Below are 24,638 nucleotides of genomic sequence, written 5' to 3' on the forward strand. Positions count from 1 at the left end.
TTCGTTAGAATTCGATTTCGTTGTCCCACCTCCGCACAGTTGAGTAGGGCTGTAAAAGCTGATGAAATCAGCGTATATAGCCCACTCAACCACTGCGTCTTGCTCGACAATCCAAAGACGATTGAGAGGCTAGGACTTTTGTCCCAGCCTCTTTGTTTTTTATGAGCGTCCTAAGATTCGTTTGATCAAGGACAAGGCTTTGAATTTCAGAGGATTTGGGTAATATCGGAAGGTTCCCATCTTACGGACGATGTAGCCATTGAAGTTCTGTTTGAAACGAAGAACGCCGTCTGAGCCGTCGAAGACCCCTTGAATACCAAGGAAATTGTATAAGGTGATTCCTTTTTCTAATGCACGCTTCATGGCATGGTATTGAATCAAGAAGGCTGCAGAGAATTTCTGATATTTGGTATACGAACCGCCAAACAAATAGGTCACTTCTGATGGATTATAGATGATCAGGGCACAGGCCAAGGGCACTGTTTCAACTGTTTCGTCAGCCAAGGTTTCCCGGACAATTGTCTTTTGTTTCTCTAATTTTTGCAGTTGTTGCTCATATTGCTTGGATGAAGGATTGAGCAAGGAAATCTTCTGGTCTAAATAAGCGAGTGCATCAGCTGTATTGATTTCAGCAATGAGAAATTCTGCCTTGTCTCCAAAGGTATCATAGAGATCGTAGTAGTAGTCCAGGCTCTTGTCTTCAAAGCCTTGACGTTTTCCAGTTTCCTCAATAATTTGTTTAAACTGAGGGATTTCCTCTCTCCTAATATTTCGAATGGAAATATCATAGTTGAGGGCAGTCGTAATATTCCGGCTACAGTTCTTGTTGAAGGATTTTAGGAGAGATTTGGCATCAAAATCGGTGAGGTCCTTCAGATAATGCCAAACAGGCTCTCCTCCAGGATAGCCAACTTGTAAGCCATCAAATTGATAGCCAAGATCCAGTAATGATTGGAGAAGCTGTTTTTGCTCTTCTTCAGTCGGATTGCCATTGCTATCGAAAACTTGATAGTGGTCATAGGGTTTTAAAATGAATTCGATACCACCATTTTCTTTTACATAAGTCTGTACTGCTTTGTAAAAATCTGGTAGGTAGCGAGTATCCGTAACGATTGGCCCGCTATTGATTTCGTAATGCAGGCCTCCCGTCATAGGTAGGCTGTATAAAATGGCAGAGATAGCTAATGTTCCTTGCTCTTCCCATCCAATATAATGAATAGTTGCGCCTCTTTTATGAAGCAAATCAGCCATTTCAATACTCTGTAAAAAAGAGTGATTGGAAGTAGTGAGAGAGTGTTGGTAAAATTCTTCCCTACTAATAATATTGAATGTCATAGGTCACCTTACTGTTTATTTCTTAGTTTTTTTCGTAATTGATAGGCCTTGTTAACAAGGGGATAAAGAATACTTGTTGGGAGGTTGAATTCGCCAACAAATTCTTCGATCATTGGATTAAATTTTGACTTGAAGTGGTAGAGTCCTCCATCTAAATGGTTCTCAACTCCTCCCATATTTTGCCAATCAGCTCCACGGTCAAAGGCATGCTGGGCTGTTTCATACCAGGTCAAAATGGCTGGTTGATAACGGCGGAAGTTCTCATCCATCCCTGCATAGACATTCTCTGAAGTGCCTCCAAATTCAAGAGTCAAGGTTCCAGAAAGAGAAACGATTTCTTGGCCGCCTTTTAGCTCTTGATGGAGAAATTGGATTTCTTCTTCCAAACGTTCTTTTTCTTGACGGTTGTTGTCAATCTTGCCTGGTTTTGTTTTTTCGTTAAAACGACTAGCTTCTGCTTGATTTTTTTCAAGTTGCTCTTTGAGTGAAGCAAGGCGTTGAGCCAAGTTAATTCTTGATAGAGTGATGTAAGATTGTCCTGCATAGGTTGTTAGCAGTTTCTCATAATAGTCCTTTCCACGAAGATGGATACCTTTACGAGCCTCTGTTTTTTTCATCAGAGCTGCAAATTCATCTAAGAGTTCTGTGCCTCCAAAGATAACTTCGACTCCTTTATTTCGGGCGGTTCGAATGGCTTGCTTGGTGGATTTAGACAGTTGGTCCTCTGTGAAGTATTCCTTGTAGATATTGGCCTGGAAACGTGGTTGAATGGTTTCTCCCATGTCTTCCGTCCGACCAATCCATTCCACTCCACATTCTTTTAAAGATTGGATAATCGCTAAAGTAGCCTCTTGATCCTTTGCCTCTTGGCCAATTAACCCTTTTCTAAGGAAAAGAGAGGGATCAAATTTGGCGAAAACAGCTCGCTTACTTTTAGCATATGTTTTGATGGATTGGAGCATAAAGGACACTAATTGGCTATTTTGGTAATCCATTATAGGTCCACGTGGGATATAGAGCATAGTAAAACCAAGTGGGAGTGGTTGGATTAAAATACTTGCAACTGCAACTAGTTTTTGATCTTGGTAAATCCCAAGGCGTTCATTGCCCCAGTTATCTTTGATATTTGCCCAATCTGAGCTTTGAAGCAAATTGGTCTGGGGGCTATTTTTAACGAATTCATCATGTTCTTCGGCTGTAATACCGATTTTATAACTATACATTAATGGAGTACCCACTTTCTAAGGGCGTAAGCGACACCCGACTCATCGTTGGAGCGCGTGACGACTTTAGCGATCTTTTTTAATTCAGGACTGGCATTGTCCATTGCTACAGGGAGACCAGCAACCTCTAGCATAGCCTGGTCGTTTTCTTGATCTCCGACTGCCATTACTTGGTCTGGACTTAGGTTTAACTTGGACGCTAATTGTAAGAGGGCTTGACCTTTATTTACTGTCTTGGGCAATATCTCAAGGTAAAAAGGTGCGGAACACACAATCGTAAATCGATCGTAAAAATTATCCGGAATAGCGGAGAGGACCGTTTCTAAGATGTCTGGTTCATCGACATACATACACTTGAGAACCGTATGGTGCTCCATTTCTTCAGGAGTCCGATAGAAAAGATCCGAGTGGACCAATTTGGCTTCATGGACGGTATAGGTACCAATGTTACGATTAGCTGTATAAATGCCAGACTTGGTACTAGCGTGCATAGGAACAGCCAACTTACGAGCTAGCGCTTCAATATCCAAATAATCGTTGTAGGAGAGGTGTTCTTCATAGAGAGTTTCACCAGTGTGGGCGTCTTGAATCAGTCCCCCATTGAAGGTGATGACGAGGTCACCTGCTTGATCCAAATGAAGTTCCTCCAACAATCGAAGGACACCAGAACGAGGACGACCAGTTGCTAAGACAACATGAACCCCTTGAGCTTTGGCATCTTGGATAGCCTGGAAAACTTCGGGGGTTACTTGGCTGTCAGACGTTAAAAGGGTTCCATCGATATCCAAGGCAACAAGTTTAATGTTCATGTTTCTCTCCTGTGAAGGTATCGTTAATAATATAGGACTGGAATAATTGTAGTTGAGGTGTAAACAAGCTATTTTCAAGCAACATTTCTTTCGGGAAATAGAAGCGGTTATCCCCTTGTCTACTACCAGCTAAGGAAGCAACGATAGGAGAGAGTAAGGATAGCTCAGCTAATTTACCATCCTTTTGGATGATCTCAATTTGAGTACGAGGTTTTTCTGAATCTGGTCGGTAAACGTCGTAAGGAAGGTCAAAGTTTCGATGGATAGCTGTATAATAGATCGGATCAAAACCAACCTCTTGAATCAGTTGTTTGAGAGCAGCTAATTGTTTTTCATCCTTATCTTGAAAGAGAATGGATTTGAAAACCTTGCGATTGATAAAACGCTGGGCCAAATCAGAGAGAACAGAATCAGGACTCTCCATCCAAGATTGAAAATAGGTATTCATGACGCCGTCGTCCAAAGCCAAGTAATCGGCAAGGTTCACTTGGTGTTCAAAGAATGGAATCAAGCGAGGTGAAGTCGCGTGAAAGAACTCCTTGTGCGTAGCATAGAGATGACGTGCTCGCTTGAGTAGGTTTTGCAATAGGACTTCCATTGCTCTAGTGGCTGGGTGAAAGTAGACCTGCATATACATTTGGTAACGAGAAACAACATAATCTTCAACCGCATGCATCCCATTGACCTGAAAGGCAATCCCATTTTCTACTGGACGAATAACACGCAATATACGAGTTAAATCAAAGTTTCCGTAGGAAGCTCCAGTAAAGTAGGCGTCTCGAAGAAGGTAATCCATGCGATCGACATCAATCTGACTAGAAATTAACTGCACCACTTGTTTATTAGGGTAGGTGTGGTCGATAACACTGGCTACCTTTTGAGGGAAATCTGGAGCTACTTGAATTAAAATCTGGTAGATTTCCGTTTCAGGACAGGTAATGATTTCCTGGGTCATTTTTTCATGATCTGTATCAAATAGTCCTTCAAAGGTATGTGAATAGGCCCCATGTCCAATGTCATGGAGCAAGGCGGCAACCATGGTAAGGAGGGATTCACTCGAGTCCCATTGGTCGGTGTATTTCTCATCAAAGATAGATAAGATACGACGAGCAATTTCGTAGGCTCCTAGACAGTGCGAAAAACGACTATGCTCGCCCCCATGAAAGGTAAACCCAGAGGTTCCCAACTGTTTGATGCGACGTAGTCGTTGAAATTCTTTTGTATTAATGAGCTTGTAAATGACTGGGTGATCCACGTGGATATAGTTGTGCACGGGATCCCGAAATACTTTTTCATTCATGCCTCTATTATAGCAGAAAACGGCCTAAATTGGTATCGAGAGATGGTTGCAATAGGAAAAAGAAAGAAGTTTTTGGTAAAATAAAGGAAAGAGGGAAAGGATGGGAACTTTTGAAAATTAGAATACAAAATCAGATTCAATTTGATGATCAACTCGAAGTGATGGATCAATATTACGAAGGGGAATGGAAGGAAAAGGGTGGCTATCACTATCTGCTTTACGTCAACGAAGAAGGAGAAAAAATAGCTTTGAAATTTCATGATCAAGAATTGACCATGACTCGCTTCTCAACACCAAAATCTATCATGAAATTTATGGCTTCAGAGAAAGGCCATGCGCTCATTCCGACTCCCCTAGGTATGCAGCAATTTGTGATTGATACCAAGGAATATACATTGGAGCAAAATAAGCTTGGTTTGTCCTATCAGTTATTGACGGCGGATGAAAGTCAACAGTTTGCGACCTATCGCTTAGAATTAACATGGGAAGACTAGTTTATCAGTAGTTTTTCTTGATTTTTTCATGAGTTGTGGTATAATGAAACCACTCAAGGGAGTAGCTGGCGGTTAACCGCGATAGTGTCGTCATTACGAATTATTTCCGGCACTATATTAAACAGCGAGACTTGTTTTTTTTAAAAACAGGTCTCTTTTTTTGTAAAAAGAGGCCAAAAAGGAGGAGACTGTTTTGTCAAAAGAACAAAATAAAGACTTGTTTTACACACAAACCTCAGAAGAAGTCCTAAAGAACTTGGACTCATCGATCGAAGGTTTGTCAACTGCTCAAGCTCAAGAACGCTTAGCGACTTATGGTCGTAATGAGTTGGAAGAGGGTGAGAAACGTAGCCTACTAGCTAAATTCCTTGATCAATTTAAGGATTTGATGATTATCATCTTGCTTGCGGCAGCAGCACTTTCTGTGATTACAGAAGGAATGGACGGTCTAACGGATGCTATTATCATCTTGGCCGTTGTTGTCTTGAATGCTGCCTTTGGGGTTTACCAAGAAGGGCAAGCAGAAGCAGCCATTGAAGCTCTGAAAAATATGTCTAGCCCCATGGCCCGTGTTCGTCGTGATGGTCATGTCATTGAGATTGACTCGAAAGAACTAGTACCTGGGGACATCGTCTTACTTGAAGCAGGAGATGTCGTTCCAGCTGATATGCGCTTGTTTGAAGCAGCTTCTCTTAAAATCGAAGAAGCAGCCCTTACAGGGGAATCTGTCCCAGTTGAAAAAGATGTGACAGGACTTGTTGAAGCAGATGCTGGTATCGGTGATCGTGTCAATATGGGTTACCAAAACTCAAACGTAACTTACGGTCGTGGTATTGGCGTCGTGACTAACACTGGTATGTATACTGAAGTTGGTAAGATTGCGGATATGTTGGCTAATGCCGATGAGACAGAAACACCATTGAAGCAAAGCTTGGAACAATTATCTAAAGCCTTGACTTACTTAATCGTTGTGATTGCGATTATCACTTTCTTGGTTGGTGTATTCGTTCGTGGTGAACATCCATTAGAAGGCTTGATGGTTGCGGTAGCCCTTGCGGTTGCGGCGATTCCAGAAGGTCTTCCTGCCATTGTAACCATCGTTCTCTCTTTGGGAACAACAACCCTTGCCAAACGTAATTCGATTGTCCGCAAATTGCCAGCGGTTGAAACGCTTGGTTCAACAGAAATCATCGCATCTGATAAAACAGGTACTTTGACCATGAACCAAATGACGGTTGAAAAAGTTTATACCAATGGTCAATTGCAAAGCTCTGCAGCTGAGATTGCTGCAAACAACAATACTCTTCGCATCATGAACTTTGCCAACGATACCAAGGTGGACCCATCTGGTAAATTGATTGGGGACCCAACTGAGACAGCTCTTGTTCAGTTTGGTTTGGACCACAACTTTGATGTCCGTGAAGCCTTGAAGGATGAGCCACGTGTGGCTGAATTGCCATTTGATTCAGACCGTAAGCTTATGTCAACCATCCATAAGGAAGCGGACGGTTCTTACTTTATCGCTGTTAAGGGTGCGCCTGACCAATTGCTCAAACGTGTGACGCGTATTGAAGTTAATGGGGAAGTTCGTTCCATCACAGAAGAAGACAAGAAAGCTATTCTTGCAACCAACAAAGACTTGGCCAAACAAGCCCTTCGTGTCTTGATGATGGCTTATAAGACAAGCAACGAAATCCCAACCTTGGAATCTGAAATCGTTGAGTCTGACCTCATCTTCTCTGGTTTGGTCGGCATGATTGACCCTGAGCGTCCAGAAGCTGCAGAAGCTGTACGTGTCGCTAAAGAAGCAGGTATCCGTCCGATTATGATCACTGGTGACCACCAAGATACAGCTGAAGCCATTGCCAAACGTCTTGGAATCATCGATCCAAATGATACAGAAGACCACGTCTTTACAGGAGCTGAGTTGAATGAACTCTCTGATGAAGAATTCCAAAAGGTCTTCAAGCAATACTCTGTTTACGCTCGTGTATCACCTGAGCACAAGGTTCGTATCGTGAAAGCATGGCAAAAAGAAGGTAAGGTTGTTGCTATGACAGGTGACGGGGTTAACGATGCGCCTTCACTTAAGACAGCTGACATCGGTATCGGTATGGGGATTACAGGTACAGAAGTTTCTAAGGGAGCTTCTGATATGGTCCTTGCTGATGATAACTTTGCAACCATTATCGTAGCGGTAGAAGAAGGACGTAAGGTCTTCTCCAATATCCAAAAATCAATCCAATACCTCTTGTCTGCCAATATGGCTGAAGTTTTCACCATCTTCTTTGCAACATTGTTAGGTTGGGATGTGCTTCAACCAGTGCATTTGCTATGGATTAACCTGGTAACAGATACGCTACCAGCCATCGCCCTTGGTGTGGAACCAGCTGAACCAGGTGTCATGACCCACAAGCCTCGTGGCCGTAAGTCTAACTTCTTTGATGGCGGTGTCTTCGGAGCTATCATTTATCAAGGGATCTTCCAAACGATGCTAGTTTTAGGTGTTTATGGTTGGGCTCTTCTCTTCCCAGAGCACCAAAGTCATACTGAAATCCATGCGGATGCCCTTACCATGGCTTTTGCAACTCTCGGTTTGATCCAATTGCTCCATGCCTTTAACGTTAAGTCGGTTTACCAATCGATCTTTAAAGTGGGACTCTTTACCAACAAGACCTTTAACTGGTCTATCCCAGTTGCCTTTGTTCTCTTTGTGGTGACAATTTTGGTTCCTGGATTTAATAATCTCTTCCACGTGTCACATTTGAGTTTGACTCAATGGATGGTGGTCGCTGTAGGAGCGCTTATGATTGTAGTCCTTGTTGAGATTGTCAAAGCAATCCAACGAGCACTTGGAAAAGATAAAAACGCTATTTAAACGCATATCAAAAGTCATCTTCGGATGGCTTTTTTGTGTGCAGAGATGTCTGGGCATATTTCTTGAGCCCAGACTGGATTTTTGATAAACTAGACAACAGTTTGAAGAAAGGAAATTTATATTATGAAAAAGTTTTTTGCTGAAGTAATCGGCACATTTATGCTTGTCTTTATCGGGACTGGCGCGGTTGTTTTTGGAAATGGGACTGAAGGTCTTGGGCATTTAGGAATTGCCTTGGCATTTGGTTTGTCAATTGTCGCAGCTGCATACTCTATTGGGACTGTTTCTGGTGCTCACTTGAATCCTGCTGTTTCTATTGCTATGTTTGTCAACAAACGCTTGTCTTCAAAAGACTTAGTCAACTACATTGTAGCGCAAGTAGTAGGAGCTTTCCTTGCAACTGCTTCTGTCTTCTTCCTTTTGTCCAATTCCGGTATGGCAACCGCTAGTCTTGGTGAAAATGCCTTGGCTAAAGGAGTGACTCCATTTGGCGGTTTCTTGTTTGAAGTGATTGCGTCCTTTATCTTTATCTTGGTCATCATGACAGTGACATCAGCTTCTAAAGGAAACGGGAAAATCGCTGGTCTTGTGATCGGTTTGAGCTTGACCTTGATCATTCTTGTTGGTTTGAACATTACAGGTCTTTCTGTTAACCCAGCTCGTAGCTTGGCTCCTGCACTCTTTGTAGGTGGTGCAGCCCTCCAACAAATTTGGATCTTTATCCTTGCTCCAATCGTTGGTGGTGTCTTGGCAGCGCTTGTTGCAAAGAATCTCCTTGAAACTGAAGCTTAAGCTATTTTAACGAAAAAAAGATTTCGATTCCCTATGGGGTCGAAATCTTTTTCTTTTTAGCAGTCAAGGATGGTTAAAGCCTGACGAAATTCGCTTGCTAACTGCTGTCTTTTGTATTGATGAAATTCAGGTAAATTTTTCACAGCGTTGTAGCGTTTATGAAGACGATACATGTGAGGGATCTTGTACTGTGGATAGGCCTTGAAAAACTCTTCTGTCAGTTGCCATTCGCGAATATAGCCAAGAGGTCGCATGTGATAATGGATGTTATCGATGGCTCTGGAAGGATGGCGATGATGCAAGTGTCCGAAGACGACATCCGCTACCTCGTGCTTTACAAAGTGATCGTGAAAAGCTTGACTACCTAAGAAGGCATTAAATTTCTGAAAGTAGGGGTGGCTAACGAGAAAGTCCTTGTGGGGGACAAAGTGAAGAGCGACGATGATTCTACCATCTAAAGAAGCGAGGAGCTGATCTAATCGGAAGAGAACTTCTTGCGTGATCCTTGGATCATCTAAAGGACGTTCCAATCTTCGATCAAACCAGAAAGTATTCTTGGTACGCAAGTGGGCTTCCTTACTCTTTTCAGGGACAAAGCTATAATCGTACCATCCAGCAAGAGATACTAAATGGCTGTCCCCAAAGGTCTGGACCTGAAAATCATACTGCTTGATTTCTTCTTCTGAAAGAAATAGCATATCGTGATTGCCCAGGTTAAAGGAGACAGGAAGCTGTCTTTGGAGGTCCTGAATGAAGGGAAGGCTTATCTGTTTAAAGTCATTGGAAATGTCGCCAGCTAGATGAAGGTGATCAATTTGTTCTTCTTGTAGGACCTGATGGAGTTGCATGCGTTCGGTCTCGCCAAACTGATTGGAATCCAGGTGCAGGTCACTCATAAAACCAATACGTGTCATATCACTAGTGTATCATAAGTTGATAAGAAAAAGAAAGTTAACCAACATGTAACAAATCTAACAATTATGTAACAAAGAAGGTGACAACAGCTTGGTTTTATGCGATTTTTGGTGGACAAATGATTCCTACTATCTCTTACTATGTGCAAATGATGGGGTTTGTGGTATAATAGACTGATACTTAGAAAGAGGTACTTATGGATATTTCAGAAATCCGTCAGAAAATTGACGCGAATCGTGAAAAATTAGCTTCTTTCAGGGGGTCTCTTTGACTTAGAGGGTCTGGAAGAAGAAATTGCCATTTTGGAAAACAAAATGACAGAACCTGATTTTTGGGATGATAATATTGCAGCACAAAAAACGTCCCAGGAATTAAATGAGTTGAAACAAACCTATGAGAATTTCCATCAAATGACAGACTTGTTTGATGAATCCGAAATCCTTCTTGAGTTTCTCTCAGAAGATGAATCCGTTCACGAAGAGCTAGAAGAGAAGTTGACAGAGTTGGATAAGATGATGACCAGTTATGAGATGACGCTTCTCTTATCAGAACCCTATGATAATAATAATGCAATCTTGGAAATCCATCCGGGATCTGGTGGTACTGAGGCTCAGGACTGGGGAGATATGCTTCTTCGGATGTATACCCGCTTCGGAAATGCTCATGGTTTCAAGGTGGAAGTCTTGGACTACCAGGCGGGAGACGAGGCTGGGATTAAATCTGTTACGCTGTCTTTCGAAGGACCGCATGCTTACGGCTTGTTGAAATCTGAAATGGGAGTTCATCGTTTGGTACGGATCTCGCCATTCGACTCAGCTAAACGTCGCCATACATCCTTCACGTCAGTTGAAGTGATGCCAGAATTGGATGATACCATTGAAGTGGAAGTCCGAGATGATGATATCAAGATGGATACCTTCCGTTCGGGTGGAGCTGGTGGACAAAACGTCAACAAGGTTTCTACAGGTGTTCGTTTGACTCACATCCCAACAGGGATTGTAGTTGCTTCGACGGTTGACCGGACTCAGTACGGAAACCGTGACCGTGCAATGAAAATGTTGCAGGCAAAACTTTATCAATTGGAGCAAGAGAAAAAGGCAGCCGAAGTGGATTCCTTGAAGGGTGATAAAAAAGAAATTACCTGGGGAAGTCAGATTCGCTCCTACGTCTTTACACCCTATACCATGGTGAAGGATCATCGTACGAGTTACGAAGTAGCCCAAGTTGATAAGGTAATGGACGGAGATATTGATGGCTTTATTGATGCCTATCTAAAATGGCGTCTCAATTAAAGTCCTCCTTCTATATAAAATGTGGAAAGGAATTTTCAATACATGTCAATAATTGAAATGAAAGATGTTGTCAAAAAGTATGACAACGGAACGACAGCTCTTCGAGGAGTGACCGTTCATATTGAACCAGGAGAATTTGCCTATATTGTAGGACCTTCTGGTGCAGGTAAATCAACCTTTATTCGCTTACTTTACCGTGAGGTGAAGCATGATAAAGGTAGATTGAAAGTTGCTGGTTTTGATTTAGATAAAATCAAAAAACGCGATATTCCGATGTTGCGTCGGAACGTTGGAGTAGTCTTCCAAGACTACAAATTGCTTCCTAAAAAGACTGTTTATGAAAATATTGCCTACGCAATGGAAGTAATTGGAGAGCGTCGTAGAAACATTAAAAAACGCGTTATGGAAGTTTTGGATCTTGTTGGTTTGAAACACAAGGTTCGTTCATTCCCAAATGAGCTTTCAGGTGGTGAGCAACAACGGATCGCTATCGCGCGTGCCATCGTTAACAATCCTAAAGTATTGATTGCGGACGAACCAACAGGGAACTTGGACCCAGATAACTCTTGGGAAATTATGAATCTCTTAGAGCGAATTAATTTGCAAGGTACCACTGTTTTGATGGCGACTCATAATAGCCAAATTGTAAATACACTTCGTCACCGTGTTATCGCCATTGAAAATGGCCGTGTTGTACGGGATGAAGCGGAAGGAGAGTACGGATACGATGATTAGAAGATTTTTCCGCCATCTCATTGAATCATTTAAAAGTTTAAAACGGAATGGCTGGATGACCATTGCTGCGGTTAGTTCGGTGATGATTACACTTGGACTTGTAGCGATTTTTGCCTCAGTTATTGCGAATACGATCAAGCTATCAGATGATATTCAAAATAGTGTACGGATTGTTGTCTATATGCGGAAGGATATCCAAGATCAAAGCCAGCAGATCGAAAAAGAAGGCCAGATGGTTGACAATGAAGACTACAAGAAAGTCTATAATGCGTTGACAGCCATAAAGAATGTTGATAAGGTTGAGTTCTCCAGCAAGGAAGAACAATATGAAAACTTGATCAAGACTGCCGGTAACAACTGGAAAATTTTTGACGGGGATGCCAATCCACTCTATGATGCTTATTTTGTAGAGACAACGGCTCCTAAGTATGTGAAAGAAGTTTCTAAAGCCGCTAAGAAAATTGAAGGGGTATCTGAAGTAAAAGACGGGGGAGTTGATACTCAACGTCTCTTTGCTCTAGGGAACTTCATCCGTATTTGGGGCTTGATTGGTGCCGCTTTACTAATCTTTATCGCAGTCTTCTTGATTTCTAATACGATTCGGATTACCATTATTTCACGAAGTCGAGAAATCAAGATTATGCGTCTGGTAGGGGCTAAAAGTGGCTATATTCGTGCGCCGTTTCTTCTGGAAGGTGCCTGGATTGGCTTGATTGGTGCAATTCCACCAGCTCTCTTGCTTTATTATGTCTATAATATTGTCTACAAGTCTATGTACAATACCCTACAAGATCAGAAATTGTTCTTATATAGTCCAAACCTTCTTGTTCCGATTATGGTCGGAGGACTGTTTGGTCTCGGTATTTTAATTGGAGCACTTGGCTCATCTATTTCAATGAGACGTTTCTTGAAGATTTAAGATTATACAAAAAAGGAAGTTCAGATGAACTTCCTTTTTTATCGATTTCGAAAGAAGGGATTAAACATTTTTTCATGACCGATAGTGGTATCATTCCCATGTCCTGGGTATACTGCATAAGAGGATGGAAGAGTGAGCAATTGTGTCTCAATACTTTCAAGGAGTTGGGGACCGCTTCCTGTTGGCAAATCGGTCCGTCCAATAGTTTCTCGGAAAAGGGCATCTCCTGTCAAGACAAGGTGGTCATCAGGAAAGACCAAGGAGACCCCTCCGATGGAATGTCCTGGTGTGTGAAGAACATACAAATGGAAGTTCTTCAAATGATAATCTGTTCGGTATTCAAAATGCTCTTCGGCTGGCTGGCAGACCACATCCATTAAATCAGAATGGCGGTCTAAACCAGAAAGATTGTCCACAGGACTTTGAAGCCAGGCTGCTTCATGAGCATCTACATAAACAGGTGGATGGCCATAAGTTTCCCGCACCTTCTCTAAACTCATGATATGGTCGTAGTGGGTATGGGTGAGGAGAATAGCAGCAATTGGTTTTGCGAGTTGATCGATGCGGCTGCGAATTTGTTCCCAGGCACTCCCGGGATCAACAACCAGAAGATAGTCCTCGTTTTCAAGCAAGTAGGTGTTTTCATAAGCGATGGGATTGACAATGCGGTGGATTTTCATAAGAGCTCCTTTCTCTATTAGTCTATCAAAAATATTGTAAAATAGCTGACTAAAACGCCTCTAGAAACCGAAGAATCGTCGCTTGGCTGGATTTGGTCCTTTCAATGTCATAAAATACCAAGCAAAGCGAGTCGGAAAATGATATAATTTTAAGTGCTATGACGACGAATGTTAAAAGAAAATATGCTGTCGTGGACCTGGAAGCGACCAGTGCAAGCAGCAATGCAAAAATTATTCAAATCGGGATTGTCATCATTCAAGATGGGCAGATTGTAGAGACCTATGAGACAGACGTCAACCCGCATGAGGAACTAGACGAACATATTCGCCAACTGACTGGGATTACCAATCAGCAACTCAGGAAGGCCCCTGACTTTTCACAGGTAGCCAGACAAGTATACGAACTGATTGAAGATGCTGTCTTTGTGGCTCATAATGTCAAATTTGATGCCAATCTCTTGGCAGAATCATTGTTTTGGGAAGGCTTTGAGCTCATAACCCCCCGGATCGATACGGTTGAATTGGCCCAAGTCTTTTTCCCAACCCTAGAAAGATATAATTTAAGTAGCCTGTGTGAAGAATTGGCGATTCCTCTAGACCATGCTCACTCAGCTATTTCTGATGCGCAAGCAACCGCCCAGCTATTTCTTAAGCTTCGTGAAACGATTGCCTCCTTACCAAGGGAATTGGTGGAAACCTTGCTATCATTTTCTGATAATCTGATTTACGAGTCGAGACTCTTGATAGAGGATGCATTCGAGGATGCGGGAGCTTTTCATAAAGAGGACTTGACATCTCACCATGGGATTTTTCTTCGTAAGCCTCTGATCAAAAGAGATGCCAAGAATTTTTCTGATCAGTTTGCTATTAATATCCAGTTAATGGGCATGGAACCCCGTCCCTTGCAGCAAGAGTTTGCCCAGTCAATTGAAGAAAGTCTTCAGTCTTCGAGAGAAGTAGCAACCTTTATCGAGGGACCTACTGGGATTGGAAAAACCTATGGCTACCTCCTTCCCTTACTAGCGCATACAAGGGACCAGATTGTCGTCAGTGTTCCAACCAAGGTCTTACAAGACCAGATTATGCAGCAGGAGGCCAAGACAATTGAGGACGTTTTTCAGACTTCTTTTCATAGCCTAAAGAGTCCTCAAAATTATTTAAAACTGGATGAGTTCTTTCGAATCTTGCATGAACCAGAGGAAAATCGTCTATGGAATCGGTTCAAAATGCAATTGCTAGTCTGGTTGACCCAAACAAGGACGGGTGATCTAAACGAAGTGGGACAGCTCCATCGTTACGGGAATTTTGTTCAACGAATCCGTCATGATGGGAAACTATCAAAAAAATCTTTATTTTACACAGAAGATTTTTGGCGTCTCGGTCAAGAAAAAGCCAAAATGAGTCGGGTCTTGCTCACCAATCATGCCTATTTATTGACTCGATTAGAGGATGATCCTTCTCTAGTAGAAAATCGGACTCTAGTGGTGGATGAAGCACAGAAACTTTATTTTTCATTGGAGCAGTTTTCAAGGGCTTCCTTATCCTTATCAGATTTCATGCTAGATCTGCAACGGGAGATAGAAATAGAAAAATCCTTGCTGGAACGACGGATCCTTGAAAGTCTCCAATTTGAATTGAATGCTCTACTCAAGCATCTTGAATCGGGGAGCAAAAAGGTCGAACTAGATGCTGAACAGGTGAAAAAGATTCGCCAGGATTTATCTGAGCTGGATAATCCAATCTTGGCTGCAATAAAAACGGTCTTTGATCCTCGTTTCCAAATTTTTTGGATTGATCGCACACAAGAGGATCAGCATCCGATGATTCGCCTACAGTCTGGAAGAGAGGGCTTGGTTTCGCTTCAAGACTTTATTCCAACAACTACCAGACTTCTCTTGGTCTCAGCTACCTTATCCATTAGTAAAAAGGTCAATCTAGCCTCGATTTTAGGAATTGAGAATTACCAATTCATTGGGAAAGAACTGTCCTATCATCAAGGGCAAACCATCTTCATCGATCGAGAATTTCCTGATTTGACCAATTTGACGCAAGAGGAATTAGCTGGCTCTTTAGCAAGTTATTTGGATGATCTAGCAGCTACTGGCTTGCCTCTCTTTGCCTTGTTCACTTCCAAGGACTTGCTTTTAGCAACTTCTCAGCTGATGACAGTGGGTCATCTGGCACAGTATAAGAATGGTGAAGCAGCAACTATTAAACGCCGATTTGATAGAGGGGAAGCTTCCGTCCTTTTAGGATCCGGTAGTTTTTGGGAAGGGGTCGATTTTGCCCAGCAAGCAAAAATCATTCAAGTCATTCCTCGCATTCCTTTCGATAATCCAAGTGATTTATTCGTGCAAAAGCTGCATGAAACCTTGCGTCTAGAAGGGAAAAATCCTTTCTATGATTATAGTTTGCCACTAGCTATCTTACGCTTGAAGCAGGCTCTTGGACGCTCGAGTCGTTCGAGCGAGCAAGAATCTCTGGTCATTTTATTAGATCAACGCTTATTAAATCGTCAATATGGTTCGCAGATTCAAGCTAGTTTAGAGAAAATAGCTCCTCTTGTCATTGCTAAGACAGGAGAAGTAAAAGAAGTTGTTGAACAATTTAGGAGTTAACATGAATCAAAAACCCAATGGAACTCAGTATGTTCCCGGTGTCTTGCTAGCCGCTCTCACAGCAGGACTATCTATGGTGTTAGGAAAAGCAGTACCTATCCTTGGCTCTAGTCTCTTTGCTATCCTATGTGGGATTCTCTTGAATGCTAGTCAACTCTTGCCTCAAAATAGCAGGCCGGGACTAGCCTATTCAGGGAAAAAACTCTTGCAATATTCCATTATCTTGATGGGCTTTACCATGTCTTTTCAAAAGGTGACCCAATTGGGACTATCTTCTTTGGTCATTAGTCTACCGACCATCAGTATTGCCTTTTTCTCTGCTTTTGCAATGGGCTACCTCTTAAAAGCTCCGAAGATCTTAACAGCCTTGGTTGGAATGGGGACAGCTATTTGTGGAGGTTCTGCAATCGCGGCAGCCTCTCCTGTTCTAGAAGCTGATGAAAATGACATTGCTCTGTCCATGTCGACCATCTTTTTCTTTAATATCCTAGCGGTTTTCCTTTTTCCTTTCTTTGGTCACCTCCTTGCTATGACGGATCGGCAATTTGGTTTTTGGGCAGGAACGGCCATTAATGATACCTCATCTGTTGTAGCGGCCGCATTTTCCTATAGTAAAGCAGCGGGTGAAGTGGCTACGGTTGTGAAGTTGACCCGAGCTTTGATGATAATTCCTATCTGTTTTGGGATGTTGGGACTAAAACTTCTAGGACGGTCGAAACAGGATCGAGAAGGCAAGCCAGTGAAATTGAGTAAAATTGTTCCTTGGTTTATTTTCTACTTCCTTTTGGCTTCTTTAGTGACATCCTTTGGCTGGTTTCCAAGTTCTTTGATTCCCTTCTGTAAATGGTTGTCACAATATTTGATGGCTATGGCCTTGGTTGGCATTGGAAGTCAAGTGTCTATTCAGGCCTTCCGTAAGCAGGGGGTGGCTCCTCTTCTCATCGGCCTTGTGGCCTGGCTAGCTGTGTCCATTTCTAGTTTGCTACTTCAACACGTTTTAGGAATCTGAATGAAAGGGAGATGAAATGAAGAGACGTCAGTCTTTCAAACTTAGAGGAGATTTCTCCTTGATCACCACTGTTTTGTTATTATTGGCATTTGGAGTGGTGGCAGTCTACATTGCAGTATCGAATGATTATCCTGACTTGGTTTGGTCTATTTTAGGCCAACAGGTTGCCTGGATTGTTTTAGGATGTATGATTAGTTTTGTCGTTATGCTCTTTAATACAGAATTTTTATGGAAAGTAACGCCTTACTTGTATGTCTTTGGCTTGGTCTTAATGGTCTTGCCCCTTTATTTTTACAACCCAAACCTGGTTGCTTCGACCGGTTCTAAAAACTGGGTGGCCTACAAGGGGATCAGCCTCTTTCAGCCATCAGAATTTATGAAAATTTCTTATATCTTGATGGTCTCTCGTGCGATTGTTCATTTTTTACGAAACAATAGGGAAGAAGATCGGACGCTAAAAAAAGACTTTTTTCTCATTCTCCAAATTGCTGCCTATACCATACCGGTCCTAGGGCTTCTAGCCTTTCAACATGATTTTGGAACCTCCTTGGTATTTATGGCTATCTTCTCAGGAGTAGTCCTTATTTCAGGGGTCTCTTGGAAAATCATTTTACCAGTCTTTTTGACCCTCGCAGGTGGAATTGCTCTCTTTTTGGCTGTCTTTCTATCCGACGGTGGGCGAGCCTTTCTCCATCAAACTCTGGGGATGCCCACCTATCAGATGAACCGCATTTTAGCCTGGTTGAATCCTTTTGATTATGCACAAACCATGACCTTCCAACAGGCTCAGGGACAGCTGGCCATTGCCAGCGGTGGCCTATTGGGCCAAGGATTTAATGTGTCCAATCTATTGATCCCTGTCAGGGAGAGTGATATGATTTTTACGGTCATCGCGGAAGATTTTGGATTTGTAGGAGGATTGGGTCTCCTTCTCTTATACATGTTTTTAGTCTATAAGATGTTGCGAATTACCCTGAAATCCAATAATCAATTTTACACCTATATCTCAACTGGTTTCATCATGATGCTGGTCTTCCACATATTTGAGAACATTGGGGCGGTGACGGGGATCTTGCCTCTCACTGGAATTCCCTTGCCTTTTATCTCACAAGGAGGATCCGCTATTGTGAGTAACCTTATTGGGATTGGCTTATTATTATCCATGAGCCATCAAAATAGGGTGAGTGAAGAACGGAAAAAAGAAAGTCGACTATTGAGACAGAAACAATTGAGTCGACTACACGAGAAAGGAATAATTTGATATGACAAAAGTAGCAGTGATGTTAGCAAATGGTTTCGAGGAAATCGAAGCCTTGACCGTTGTCGATGTCTTGCGAAGAGCAGCAATCGAGTGTTTGATGGTTGGATTTGATCCAGAAGTGACAGGTTCCCATGGGATCACAGTGAAGGTAGATGAGGTCTGGTCCGGTTCGTTGGATCATTTTGATGGCATTGTCCTTCCAGGAGGGATGCCGGGAGCAGCAAATCTACGCGACCATGAGGGCTTAATCCAGTCTTTAAAAGAAGCCCATGAACGAGGAAAAACTCTAGCAGCTATTTGTGCAGCTCCGATTGTCTTGGATCGGGCTGGACTACTTGATGAAAAACGCTATACCTGCTATGATGGCTTTGAAAAAGAAATTGGAACAGAGCATTATGTGAAAGAAGCAGTGGTCCAGGATGGTCACATTTTGACCAGTCGGGGTCCTGCAACAGCACTTGCTTTTTCCTATGCCCTGGTCAACCATTTTGGTGGAGATGCCACAGCATTGAGAGAAGGGATGCTCTATCAAGATGTTTTTGGGACATCGGCCCCATAGTTGTTGAGAAGAAAAATGAAGGTAGGAAAATTCCTATCTTCATTTTTTTATAGGCTAGTTTTGTCAAAATATAAATGCTTTTTGAATGAAAGTAAAACAGGTGGGGGATGACTGTAAAAAAACCGTGAAAACATTGACTTTACAAGCAATTTTTTGAAAATTATGGTATAATTGAAGCTATGGATTATCATGATTTTATATGGGATCTTGGTGGGACTTTATTGGACAATTATGAGACCTCTACAAAAGCTTTTGTAGCGACCTTACAGTATTTCCAAAGGGAGGCTGATCATGATTCCGTTTATGCAGCTTTAAAGGTTTCCACGGATTATGCTGTTCAGCAGTTTGCCTCAGACCTTCCAGACTTTTTGGGAGAGTATAAACAGCGAGAGAAAGAAGCTCTTGAAATCCCCTGCTTATTCGAGGGGACTGAGGAGTTATTGCATCGTCTAACAGCAATCGGAGCCCGTCATTTTTTGGTTTCTCACCGTGACCATCATGTAGAGACCATCTTAGAAAAAACAGGGATTCGTCATTACTTTACAGAAGTTGTGACTGCTGATGATGGTTTTCCACGTAAACCAGATCCTACGTCCATGTTGTATCTAAAAGACAAGTATGCGATTGAGTCTGGCTTGGTGATTGGAGATCGCCCAATCGATATCGAAGCTGGTCAGAGAGCTGGCATGGCGACCTATTTGTTCGACTCAATGGATCAATTAAGTGCCTATATTTTTAATTAGAAAAGGGAAAGAATGACAGAAGAATTGAAGCAAGAAACGACTGGTCAAGAATATGATGCCAGTCAAATTCAGGTTTTAGAAGGTTTAGAAGCAGTTCGGATGCGTCCGGGGATGTATATCGGATCCACTTCTAAAGAAGGTCTTCACCATTTGGTCTGGGAAATCGTCGATAACTCAATCGATGAGGCCCTTGCAGGCTTTGCTAGCCATATCGAAGTCTTTATCGAAGCGGACAATTCGATTACAGTCGTCGATGATGGACGGGGTATTCCGGTTGACATTCAAGAAAAAACGGGCCGTCCAGCGGTTGAGACTGTCTTTACCGTTCTCCATGCGGGAGGAAAATTTGGCGGTGGTGGTTACAAGGTTTCTGGTGGACTCCATGGAGTTGGATCATCCGTCGTAAATGCTTTGTCGACTCAGTTGGATGTGCACGTCCATAAGAATGGTCAAATTCATTACCAAGAATACAAACGTGGGCAAGTCGTTGCAGATCTTGAAGTGATCGGTGAAACTGATCGAACTGGTACAACTGTTCACTTTACTCCAGACCCAGAGATTTTCACAGAAACAACCGTCTTTGATTTTGACAAGTTGAACAAACGGATTCAAGAATTAGCCTTCTTGAACCGTGGCTTACGGATCTCGATCACGGACAAGCGTGAAGGGCAGGAGCAAACGAAAGATTACCACTATGAGGGTGGGATTGCTAGTTATGTAGAATACATCAACGAAAACAAGGATGTCATCTTCGAAACTCCGATTTATACCGATGGAGAATTGGATGATATCACGGTTGAAGTAGCCATGCAGTATACGACTGGTTATCACGAAACCGTCATGAGTTTTGCCAATAACATCCATACCCATGAAGGGGGAACTCATGAACAAGGTTTCCGTACAGCTTTGACCCGTGTTATCAACGACTATGCGCGTAAGAATAAACTTCTCAAGGACAATGAAGAAAATCTAACAGGGGAAGATGTCCGGGAAGGGTTGACTGCAGTGATTTCTGTCAAACACCCAAATCCACAGTTTGAAGGACAAACCAAGACCAAACTTGGAAACTCTGAAGTGGTGAAGATTACCAACCGCTTGTTCAGCGATGCCTTCTCTGATTTCTTGTTGGAAAATCCGCAGATTGCTAAGAAAATTGTCGAAAAGGGAATTTTGGCTGCCAAAGCGCGTGTTGCTGCTAAGCGCGCCCGTGAAGTCACCCGTAAGAAATCTGGTTTAGAAATCTCAAACCTTCCTGGTAAATTAGCAGACTGTTCATCTAACAATCCAGCTGAGACAGAACTCTTCATCGTCGAAGGAGACTCTGCCGGAGGATCTGCTAAATCAGGTCGAAACCGCGAGTTCCAGGCGATTCTCCCTATTCGGGGGAAAATCCTCAACGTGGAAAAAGCCAGCATGGATAAGATTTTAGCCAACGAAGAAATTCGTAGCCTTTTCACAGCTATGGGAACTGGTTTTGGTGCAGAATTTGATGTATCAAAAGCCCGTTATCAAAAATTAGTCATCATGACAGATGCCGATGTCGATGGAGCTCATATTCGAACCCTCCTCTTGACCTTGATCTATCGCTATATGAAACCAGTTTTGGAGGCAGGCTATGTTTACATCGCCCAACCACCAATCTATGGTGTAAAAGTCGGTAGTGAAATCAAAGAATACATCCAACCAGGAGCCAACCAAGAAGCAGAATTGGCTGAAGCCTTGGAGCGCTATTCTGAAGGTCGTTCCAAACCAACGATTCAACGATACAAAGGTTTGGGTGAGATGGATGATCATCAGCTCTGGGAAACAACGATGAACCCAGAACATCGCCTCATGGCGCGTGTGACAGTTGATGATGCAGCAGAAGCAGATAAAATCTTTGATATGCTTATGGGGGATCGAGTAGAACCTCGTCGTGAATTTATCGAAGAAAATGCCGAATATAGTACACTTGATGTATAAAATTCTGCGATATTTGCCAATTATTCGAATATTTATGATATAATAACTACGATTACTTTCAAGTAATTTAATGAAGGAGTTTTTATATGTCTAGTGGACTAATTATTCTCATTATTGTCATTGGGGTCCTCTTGGTTTTAGGATATGTAGTGGCAGTCTTATTGAGAAAGCGTAACGAAGCCTTACTGGCATCTCTGGAAGAACGAAAAGAACAGTTGTATAACCTTCCGGTAAATGATGAAGTAGAAGAAGTGAAGAATATGCATTTGATTGGTCAAAGTCAAGTTGCATTTCGTGAATGGAATCAAAAATGGGTGGACCTATCCCTCAATTCTTTTGCTGATATCGAGAACAACCTCTTTGAAGCAGAAGGCTACAACAATTCTTTCCGCTTCTTAAAAGCAAAGCAAGCGATTGGAAATATTGAGAGTCAGGTTCAATTGATTGATGAAGACATCAAGGCCATCCGTCAAGCTTTATCTGAATTAAAAGAAAAAGAAGAGAAGAATAGTGGACGGGTTGTTCATGCCTTGGATATGTTTGAAAACTTGCAAAAACAAGTAGCTTCTGATCCGGACGCATACGGCCCAGCGCTTCCCGAAATCGAGAAGCAAGCTGAAAATATTCAAGTTGAGTTTTCAAAATTTGTAACCTTGAATTCATCAGGTGACCCTGTTGAAGCTGCAGAAATTTTGGATACGGCTGAAAACCACATTGTAGCCTTGACGCATATTGTTGAAAAAGTTCCCGCAATTGTGAAGGATGTCCAAACAACTCTTCCTGATCAATTGGAAGATTTGGAAGCTGGTCATCGCAAACTATTGGAGTCTGGTTATCATTTTACAGAGACCGATTTGGAAGCACGTTTCCAACAATTGCATGCAGCTTTGAAAGCCAACCTACAAAATGTTGCTGCTCTTGAATTAGATAATGCGCTCTATGAAAATGAGCAGATTCAAGAAGAAATCAACGCCTTGTATGATATTTTCACTCGTGAAATTGAATCACACAAAGTTGTTGAAAAATTGGTCAAAGCCTTACCAGGTTACCTTGCCCATGCGAAGGAAAATAACAAGCGTTTAGCAGAAGAAGTTGAACGTCTCAGCAAAACATTTGAAAGCAAAGAACTCAAGGAAAATCATTTGAAGGAGTTAGAAGCTGAATTAACAGCTCAAGAGCTCGTTGTAGAAGATGCCTTGAAGGATACATCTGAAACTCAAAAAGCCTACTCTATCCTTCAAGAAGAGTTAGAAGCGATTGAAGAGCGTCTGAAAGAGATTGAAGATGATCAAATTGCTTTGAGCGAAACCTTGTCTAAGATTGAGAAAGACGACACCAATGCTCGTCAAAAGGTAAATATCTACGCCAACCGTTTACATGCCATTAAGCGTTACATGGATAAGCGGAACTTACCTGGAATTCCTCAATCCTTCCTTACTATCTTCTTCACTGCAAGTGATAACACAGAAGCTCTCTTGGCTGAGTTAGAAGGTCGTCGTGTCAATATTGAAAACGCCAACCGTCTCCTGGATATTTTGACTAACGATATGACAGAGTTAGAGGAAGAAACCTACAAATTAGTACAATATGCTACTCTAACAGAGCAGTTGCTTCAATACTCAAATCGCTATCGTTCATTCGACGATCATGTCCAAGCAGCGTTTGATGAAGCCTTGTACATCTTTGAAAAAGAGTATGACTATCCTGCTTCATTCAAAGTCATTTCAGAAGCATTGGAAACAGTTGAACCAGGAGTAACAGAGAGATTTGTTACCTCATTTGAAAAAACAAGAGAATCCATCCGATTCTAATCCAAAACATCCAGGAGAATATTCCTGGATGTTTTTTTATGGAGATGAAGCTGTGGTGGGAAAGGGAAGGATAGAAAAAAGGAGATGAGTCCATGAAAGTTTTAATTGCTCCAGATTCATTCAAAGAAAGCTTACCTGCGAAAGATGTAGCGGAAATTATTGCAGAAGGCTTGCGTCAGTCACTCCTTGATGTAGAACCGGTCACCTGTCCTGTTGGAGATGGTGGGGAAGGGACAGTGGATGCCATCAGCTACTCATTGGAATTGAAGGAAACTTTTACCCTTGTCACAGGTCCATTTGGAGAGTCAGTAGAAATGCGGTATATGGAGAAGGATTCTTTGGCTCTCTTTGAAGTAGCAGACTTGATCGGTTTAGGAAAAATTCCAGTTGATCAACGCCGTCCACTTGACCTAGAGACCCGAGGAATTGGTGAACTGATTTGTTTTTTAATCAAACAGGGAAAAAAGGAGATTTATATCGGGGTTGGAGGAACAGCGACCAATGATGGGGGCCTGGGACTTGCAGTAGGACTAGGCTACCAATTCTATGATCGAGAAGGAAGAGAATTAAAGGCCTGTGGACAAAGTCTTTTAGATTGGGATTCCATCCGTAAAGAGGAAGCGTTCAAGATCCCAGATGATGTCCAGATACAGATCTTAGCAGATGTATCCAATCCCTTATGTGGACTAGATGGTGCGACCTTTATTTTTGGAAAACAAAAGGGGCTCAGTCCCAATATGTTTGAACAAGTGGATCAAGCTATTAACAGCTTTTACGAAAAGCATTGTCCAAGTATTTTGACTCAAGCAGGGATGGGTGCTGGTGGAGGTCTTGCTGCGGGTCTTTGTGCCTTCGCGCAAGCGAGGCTAGTATCAGGGATTGATAGCTGTTTAGATCTGATCGACTTTAACTCCAAAGTAGTCAATGCAGACTTGGTCATTGTCGGTGAAGGACGACTGGACCATCAGAGTCTATCCGGGAAAGCTCCGATAGGGGTTGCGAGACGAACCCCAAAAGGAATCCCAGTAATAGCCATTTGTGGTAGTCTTGCAGATGATTTACCAAGTCTCCCATTTGAAAATATAGTTGGTGCCTTTTCTATTACGAAACATCCCGATAGTTTAGAGCAACTTCTGAAGGATGTGAGGGAAAATCTTCTCTTTACAGCTAGAAATATCGGAAATCTATTAAGCATAGAAAAAAGCGGTTAAACCGCTTCAAATTGAAGATAAAGTCTTCAGAAAAACTTTCCTTAGGTGAGTACGGACGTCAGCGAACTTTTTCAAAGTTCCATGACTAATTA

At 42.2% G+C, this 24,638-nt stretch carries 20 protein-coding genes; 14 read left to right on the forward strand and 6 right to left on the reverse strand.

All coding sequences use genetic code 11. From position 1 onward, the window contains the following. Positions 1 to 159: 159 nt before the first annotated feature. Genes ADH49_RS01910 through ADH49_RS01925 form a run of 4 tightly spaced genes read right to left on the reverse strand, consistent with a single transcriptional unit; the run spans position 160 to position 4,667 of the window. Positions 160 to 1,335: an aminoacyltransferase gene (locus ADH49_RS01910; RefSeq protein ID WP_048688688.1), complete on the reverse strand. Its 1,176-nt coding sequence runs from the start codon at positions 1,333 to 1,335 to the stop codon at positions 160 to 162. 8 nt (positions 1,336 to 1,343) lie between these two features. Continuing rightward, complete coding sequence (locus ADH49_RS01915) at positions 1,344 to 2,558, reverse strand: aminoacyltransferase (protein ID WP_048688690.1); 1,215 nt, start codon at positions 2,556 to 2,558, stop codon at positions 1,344 to 1,346. After that, the gene (gene yidA / locus ADH49_RS01920) at positions 2,558 to 3,367 is read right to left on the reverse strand and encodes a sugar-phosphatase (RefSeq protein WP_048688693.1); all 810 of its coding nucleotides are present in this window, start codon (positions 3,365 to 3,367) and stop codon (positions 2,558 to 2,560) included. Before yidA ends, ADH49_RS01915 begins: the two co-directional genes overlap by 1 nt. Beyond that, positions 3,357 to 4,667, reverse strand: a complete 1,311-nt coding sequence (locus ADH49_RS01925) for an HD domain-containing protein (RefSeq protein ID WP_048688696.1) — start codon at positions 4,665 to 4,667, stop codon at positions 3,357 to 3,359. The genes yidA and ADH49_RS01925 overlap by 11 nt, the downstream gene beginning before the upstream one ends. Positions 4,668 to 4,777: 110 nt before the next feature. Here ADH49_RS01925 and ADH49_RS01930 point away from each other — a divergent pair, with 110 nt between their 5' ends. The 3 genes from ADH49_RS01930 (at position 4,778) to ADH49_RS01940 (ending at position 8,831) form a co-directional block, all read left to right on the forward strand. Next, positions 4,778 to 5,161, forward strand: a complete 384-nt coding sequence (locus ADH49_RS01930; RefSeq protein WP_048688699.1) for a DUF1934 domain-containing protein — start codon at positions 4,778 to 4,780, stop codon at positions 5,159 to 5,161. A gap of 193 nt (positions 5,162 to 5,354) precedes the next feature. Continuing rightward, on the forward strand, positions 5,355 to 8,039 hold the full coding sequence (locus ADH49_RS01935) for a cation-translocating P-type ATPase (protein WP_048688704.1): 2,685 nt from the start codon (positions 5,355 to 5,357) through the stop codon (positions 8,037 to 8,039). 123 nt (positions 8,040 to 8,162) lie between these two features. Continuing rightward, entirely contained in the window at positions 8,163 to 8,831 is a 669-nt protein-coding gene (locus tag ADH49_RS01940) for an MIP/aquaporin family protein (RefSeq protein WP_048688708.1), read from the forward strand. Between the two features lie 56 nt (positions 8,832 to 8,887). On the opposite strand, the gene ADH49_RS01945 is transcribed toward ADH49_RS01940, so the two are convergent. Next, positions 8,888 to 9,745, reverse strand: coding sequence for a metallophosphoesterase (locus ADH49_RS01945; RefSeq protein ID WP_048688711.1), 858 nt, complete (start codon positions 9,743 to 9,745; stop codon positions 8,888 to 8,890). A 197-nt stretch (positions 9,746 to 9,942) separates the two neighbouring features. On the opposite strand from ADH49_RS01945, the gene prfB reads away from it, so the two are divergent. The 3 genes from prfB to ftsX all read left to right on the forward strand — a co-directional run bounded on the left by prfB (position 9,943) and on the right by ftsX (position 12,692). Next, positions 9,943 to 11,038 (forward strand): peptide chain release factor 2 gene (gene prfB, locus ADH49_RS01950; RefSeq protein WP_129821903.1). Its coding sequence is split into 2 segments (ribosomal slippage): positions 9,943 to 10,014 and positions 10,016 to 11,038, totalling 1,095 coding nucleotides; the frame shifts between segments, so codons are not numbered across the junction. A gap of 42 nt (positions 11,039 to 11,080) precedes the next feature. Beyond that, positions 11,081 to 11,773 (forward strand): cell division ATP-binding protein FtsE, encoded by a 693-nt coding sequence (gene ftsE, locus ADH49_RS01955; protein ID WP_048688716.1) that lies wholly within the window; start codon positions 11,081 to 11,083, stop codon positions 11,771 to 11,773. Further along, positions 11,766 to 12,692 carry a permease-like cell division protein FtsX gene (gene ftsX, locus ADH49_RS01960; RefSeq protein ID WP_048688718.1) on the forward strand — a complete coding sequence of 309 codons (927 nt, stop codon included), beginning with the start codon at positions 11,766 to 11,768 and terminating at the stop codon, positions 12,690 to 12,692. The genes ftsE and ftsX overlap by 8 nt, the downstream gene beginning before the upstream one ends. A 38-nt stretch (positions 12,693 to 12,730) precedes the next feature. Here the strand turns inward: ftsX and ADH49_RS01965 are convergent, their stop codons facing one another. Beyond that, positions 12,731 to 13,372: an MBL fold metallo-hydrolase gene (locus ADH49_RS01965; protein WP_048688721.1), complete on the reverse strand. Its 642-nt coding sequence runs from the start codon at positions 13,370 to 13,372 to the stop codon at positions 12,731 to 12,733. Between the two features lie 158 nt (positions 13,373 to 13,530). On the opposite strand from ADH49_RS01965, the gene ADH49_RS01970 reads away from it, so the two are divergent. From ADH49_RS01970 to ADH49_RS02005, 8 genes are all read left to right on the forward strand, one after another. Continuing rightward, positions 13,531 to 15,990: a bifunctional DnaQ family exonuclease/ATP-dependent helicase gene (locus tag ADH49_RS01970; protein ID WP_048688724.1), complete on the forward strand. Its 2,460-nt coding sequence runs from the start codon at positions 13,531 to 13,533 to the stop codon at positions 15,988 to 15,990. Between the two features lies 1 nt (position 15,991). Then, positions 15,992 to 16,999: a YeiH family protein gene (locus tag ADH49_RS01975; RefSeq protein ID WP_048688727.1), complete on the forward strand. Its 1,008-nt coding sequence runs from the start codon at positions 15,992 to 15,994 to the stop codon at positions 16,997 to 16,999. A 16-nt stretch (positions 17,000 to 17,015) separates the two neighbouring features. Next, positions 17,016 to 18,260, forward strand: coding sequence for an FtsW/RodA/SpoVE family cell cycle protein (locus tag ADH49_RS01980; protein ID WP_048688730.1), 1,245 nt, complete (start codon positions 17,016 to 17,018; stop codon positions 18,258 to 18,260). A 1-nt stretch (position 18,261) separates the two neighbouring features. After that, positions 18,262 to 18,819, forward strand: coding sequence for a DJ-1 family glyoxalase III (locus ADH49_RS01985; RefSeq protein WP_048688734.1), 558 nt, complete (start codon positions 18,262 to 18,264; stop codon positions 18,817 to 18,819). Between the two features lie 179 nt (positions 18,820 to 18,998). After that, positions 18,999 to 19,562 (forward strand): HAD-IA family hydrolase, encoded by a 564-nt coding sequence (locus ADH49_RS01990; protein ID WP_048688737.1) that lies wholly within the window; start codon positions 18,999 to 19,001, stop codon positions 19,560 to 19,562. A 12-nt stretch (positions 19,563 to 19,574) separates the two neighbouring features. Continuing rightward, entirely contained in the window at positions 19,575 to 21,524 is a 1,950-nt protein-coding gene (gene gyrB, locus ADH49_RS01995; protein ID WP_006595946.1) for a DNA topoisomerase (ATP-hydrolyzing) subunit B, read from the forward strand. Positions 21,525 to 21,610: 86 nt separating this feature from the next. Further along, on the forward strand, positions 21,611 to 23,335 hold the full coding sequence (gene ezrA / locus ADH49_RS02000; protein ID WP_048688742.1) for a septation ring formation regulator EzrA: 1,725 nt from the start codon (positions 21,611 to 21,613) through the stop codon (positions 23,333 to 23,335). Between the two features lie 92 nt (positions 23,336 to 23,427). Then, positions 23,428 to 24,546, forward strand: a complete 1,119-nt coding sequence (locus tag ADH49_RS02005; RefSeq protein WP_048688746.1) for a glycerate kinase — start codon at positions 23,428 to 23,430, stop codon at positions 24,544 to 24,546. The last annotated feature ends 92 nt before the right edge of the window (positions 24,547 to 24,638 follow it).

This window comes from Streptococcus sp. 400_SSPC, assembly GCF_001072745.1.
GTDB classification, from domain to species: Bacteria; Bacillota; Bacilli; order Lactobacillales; family Streptococcaceae; genus Streptococcus; species Streptococcus xiaochunlingii.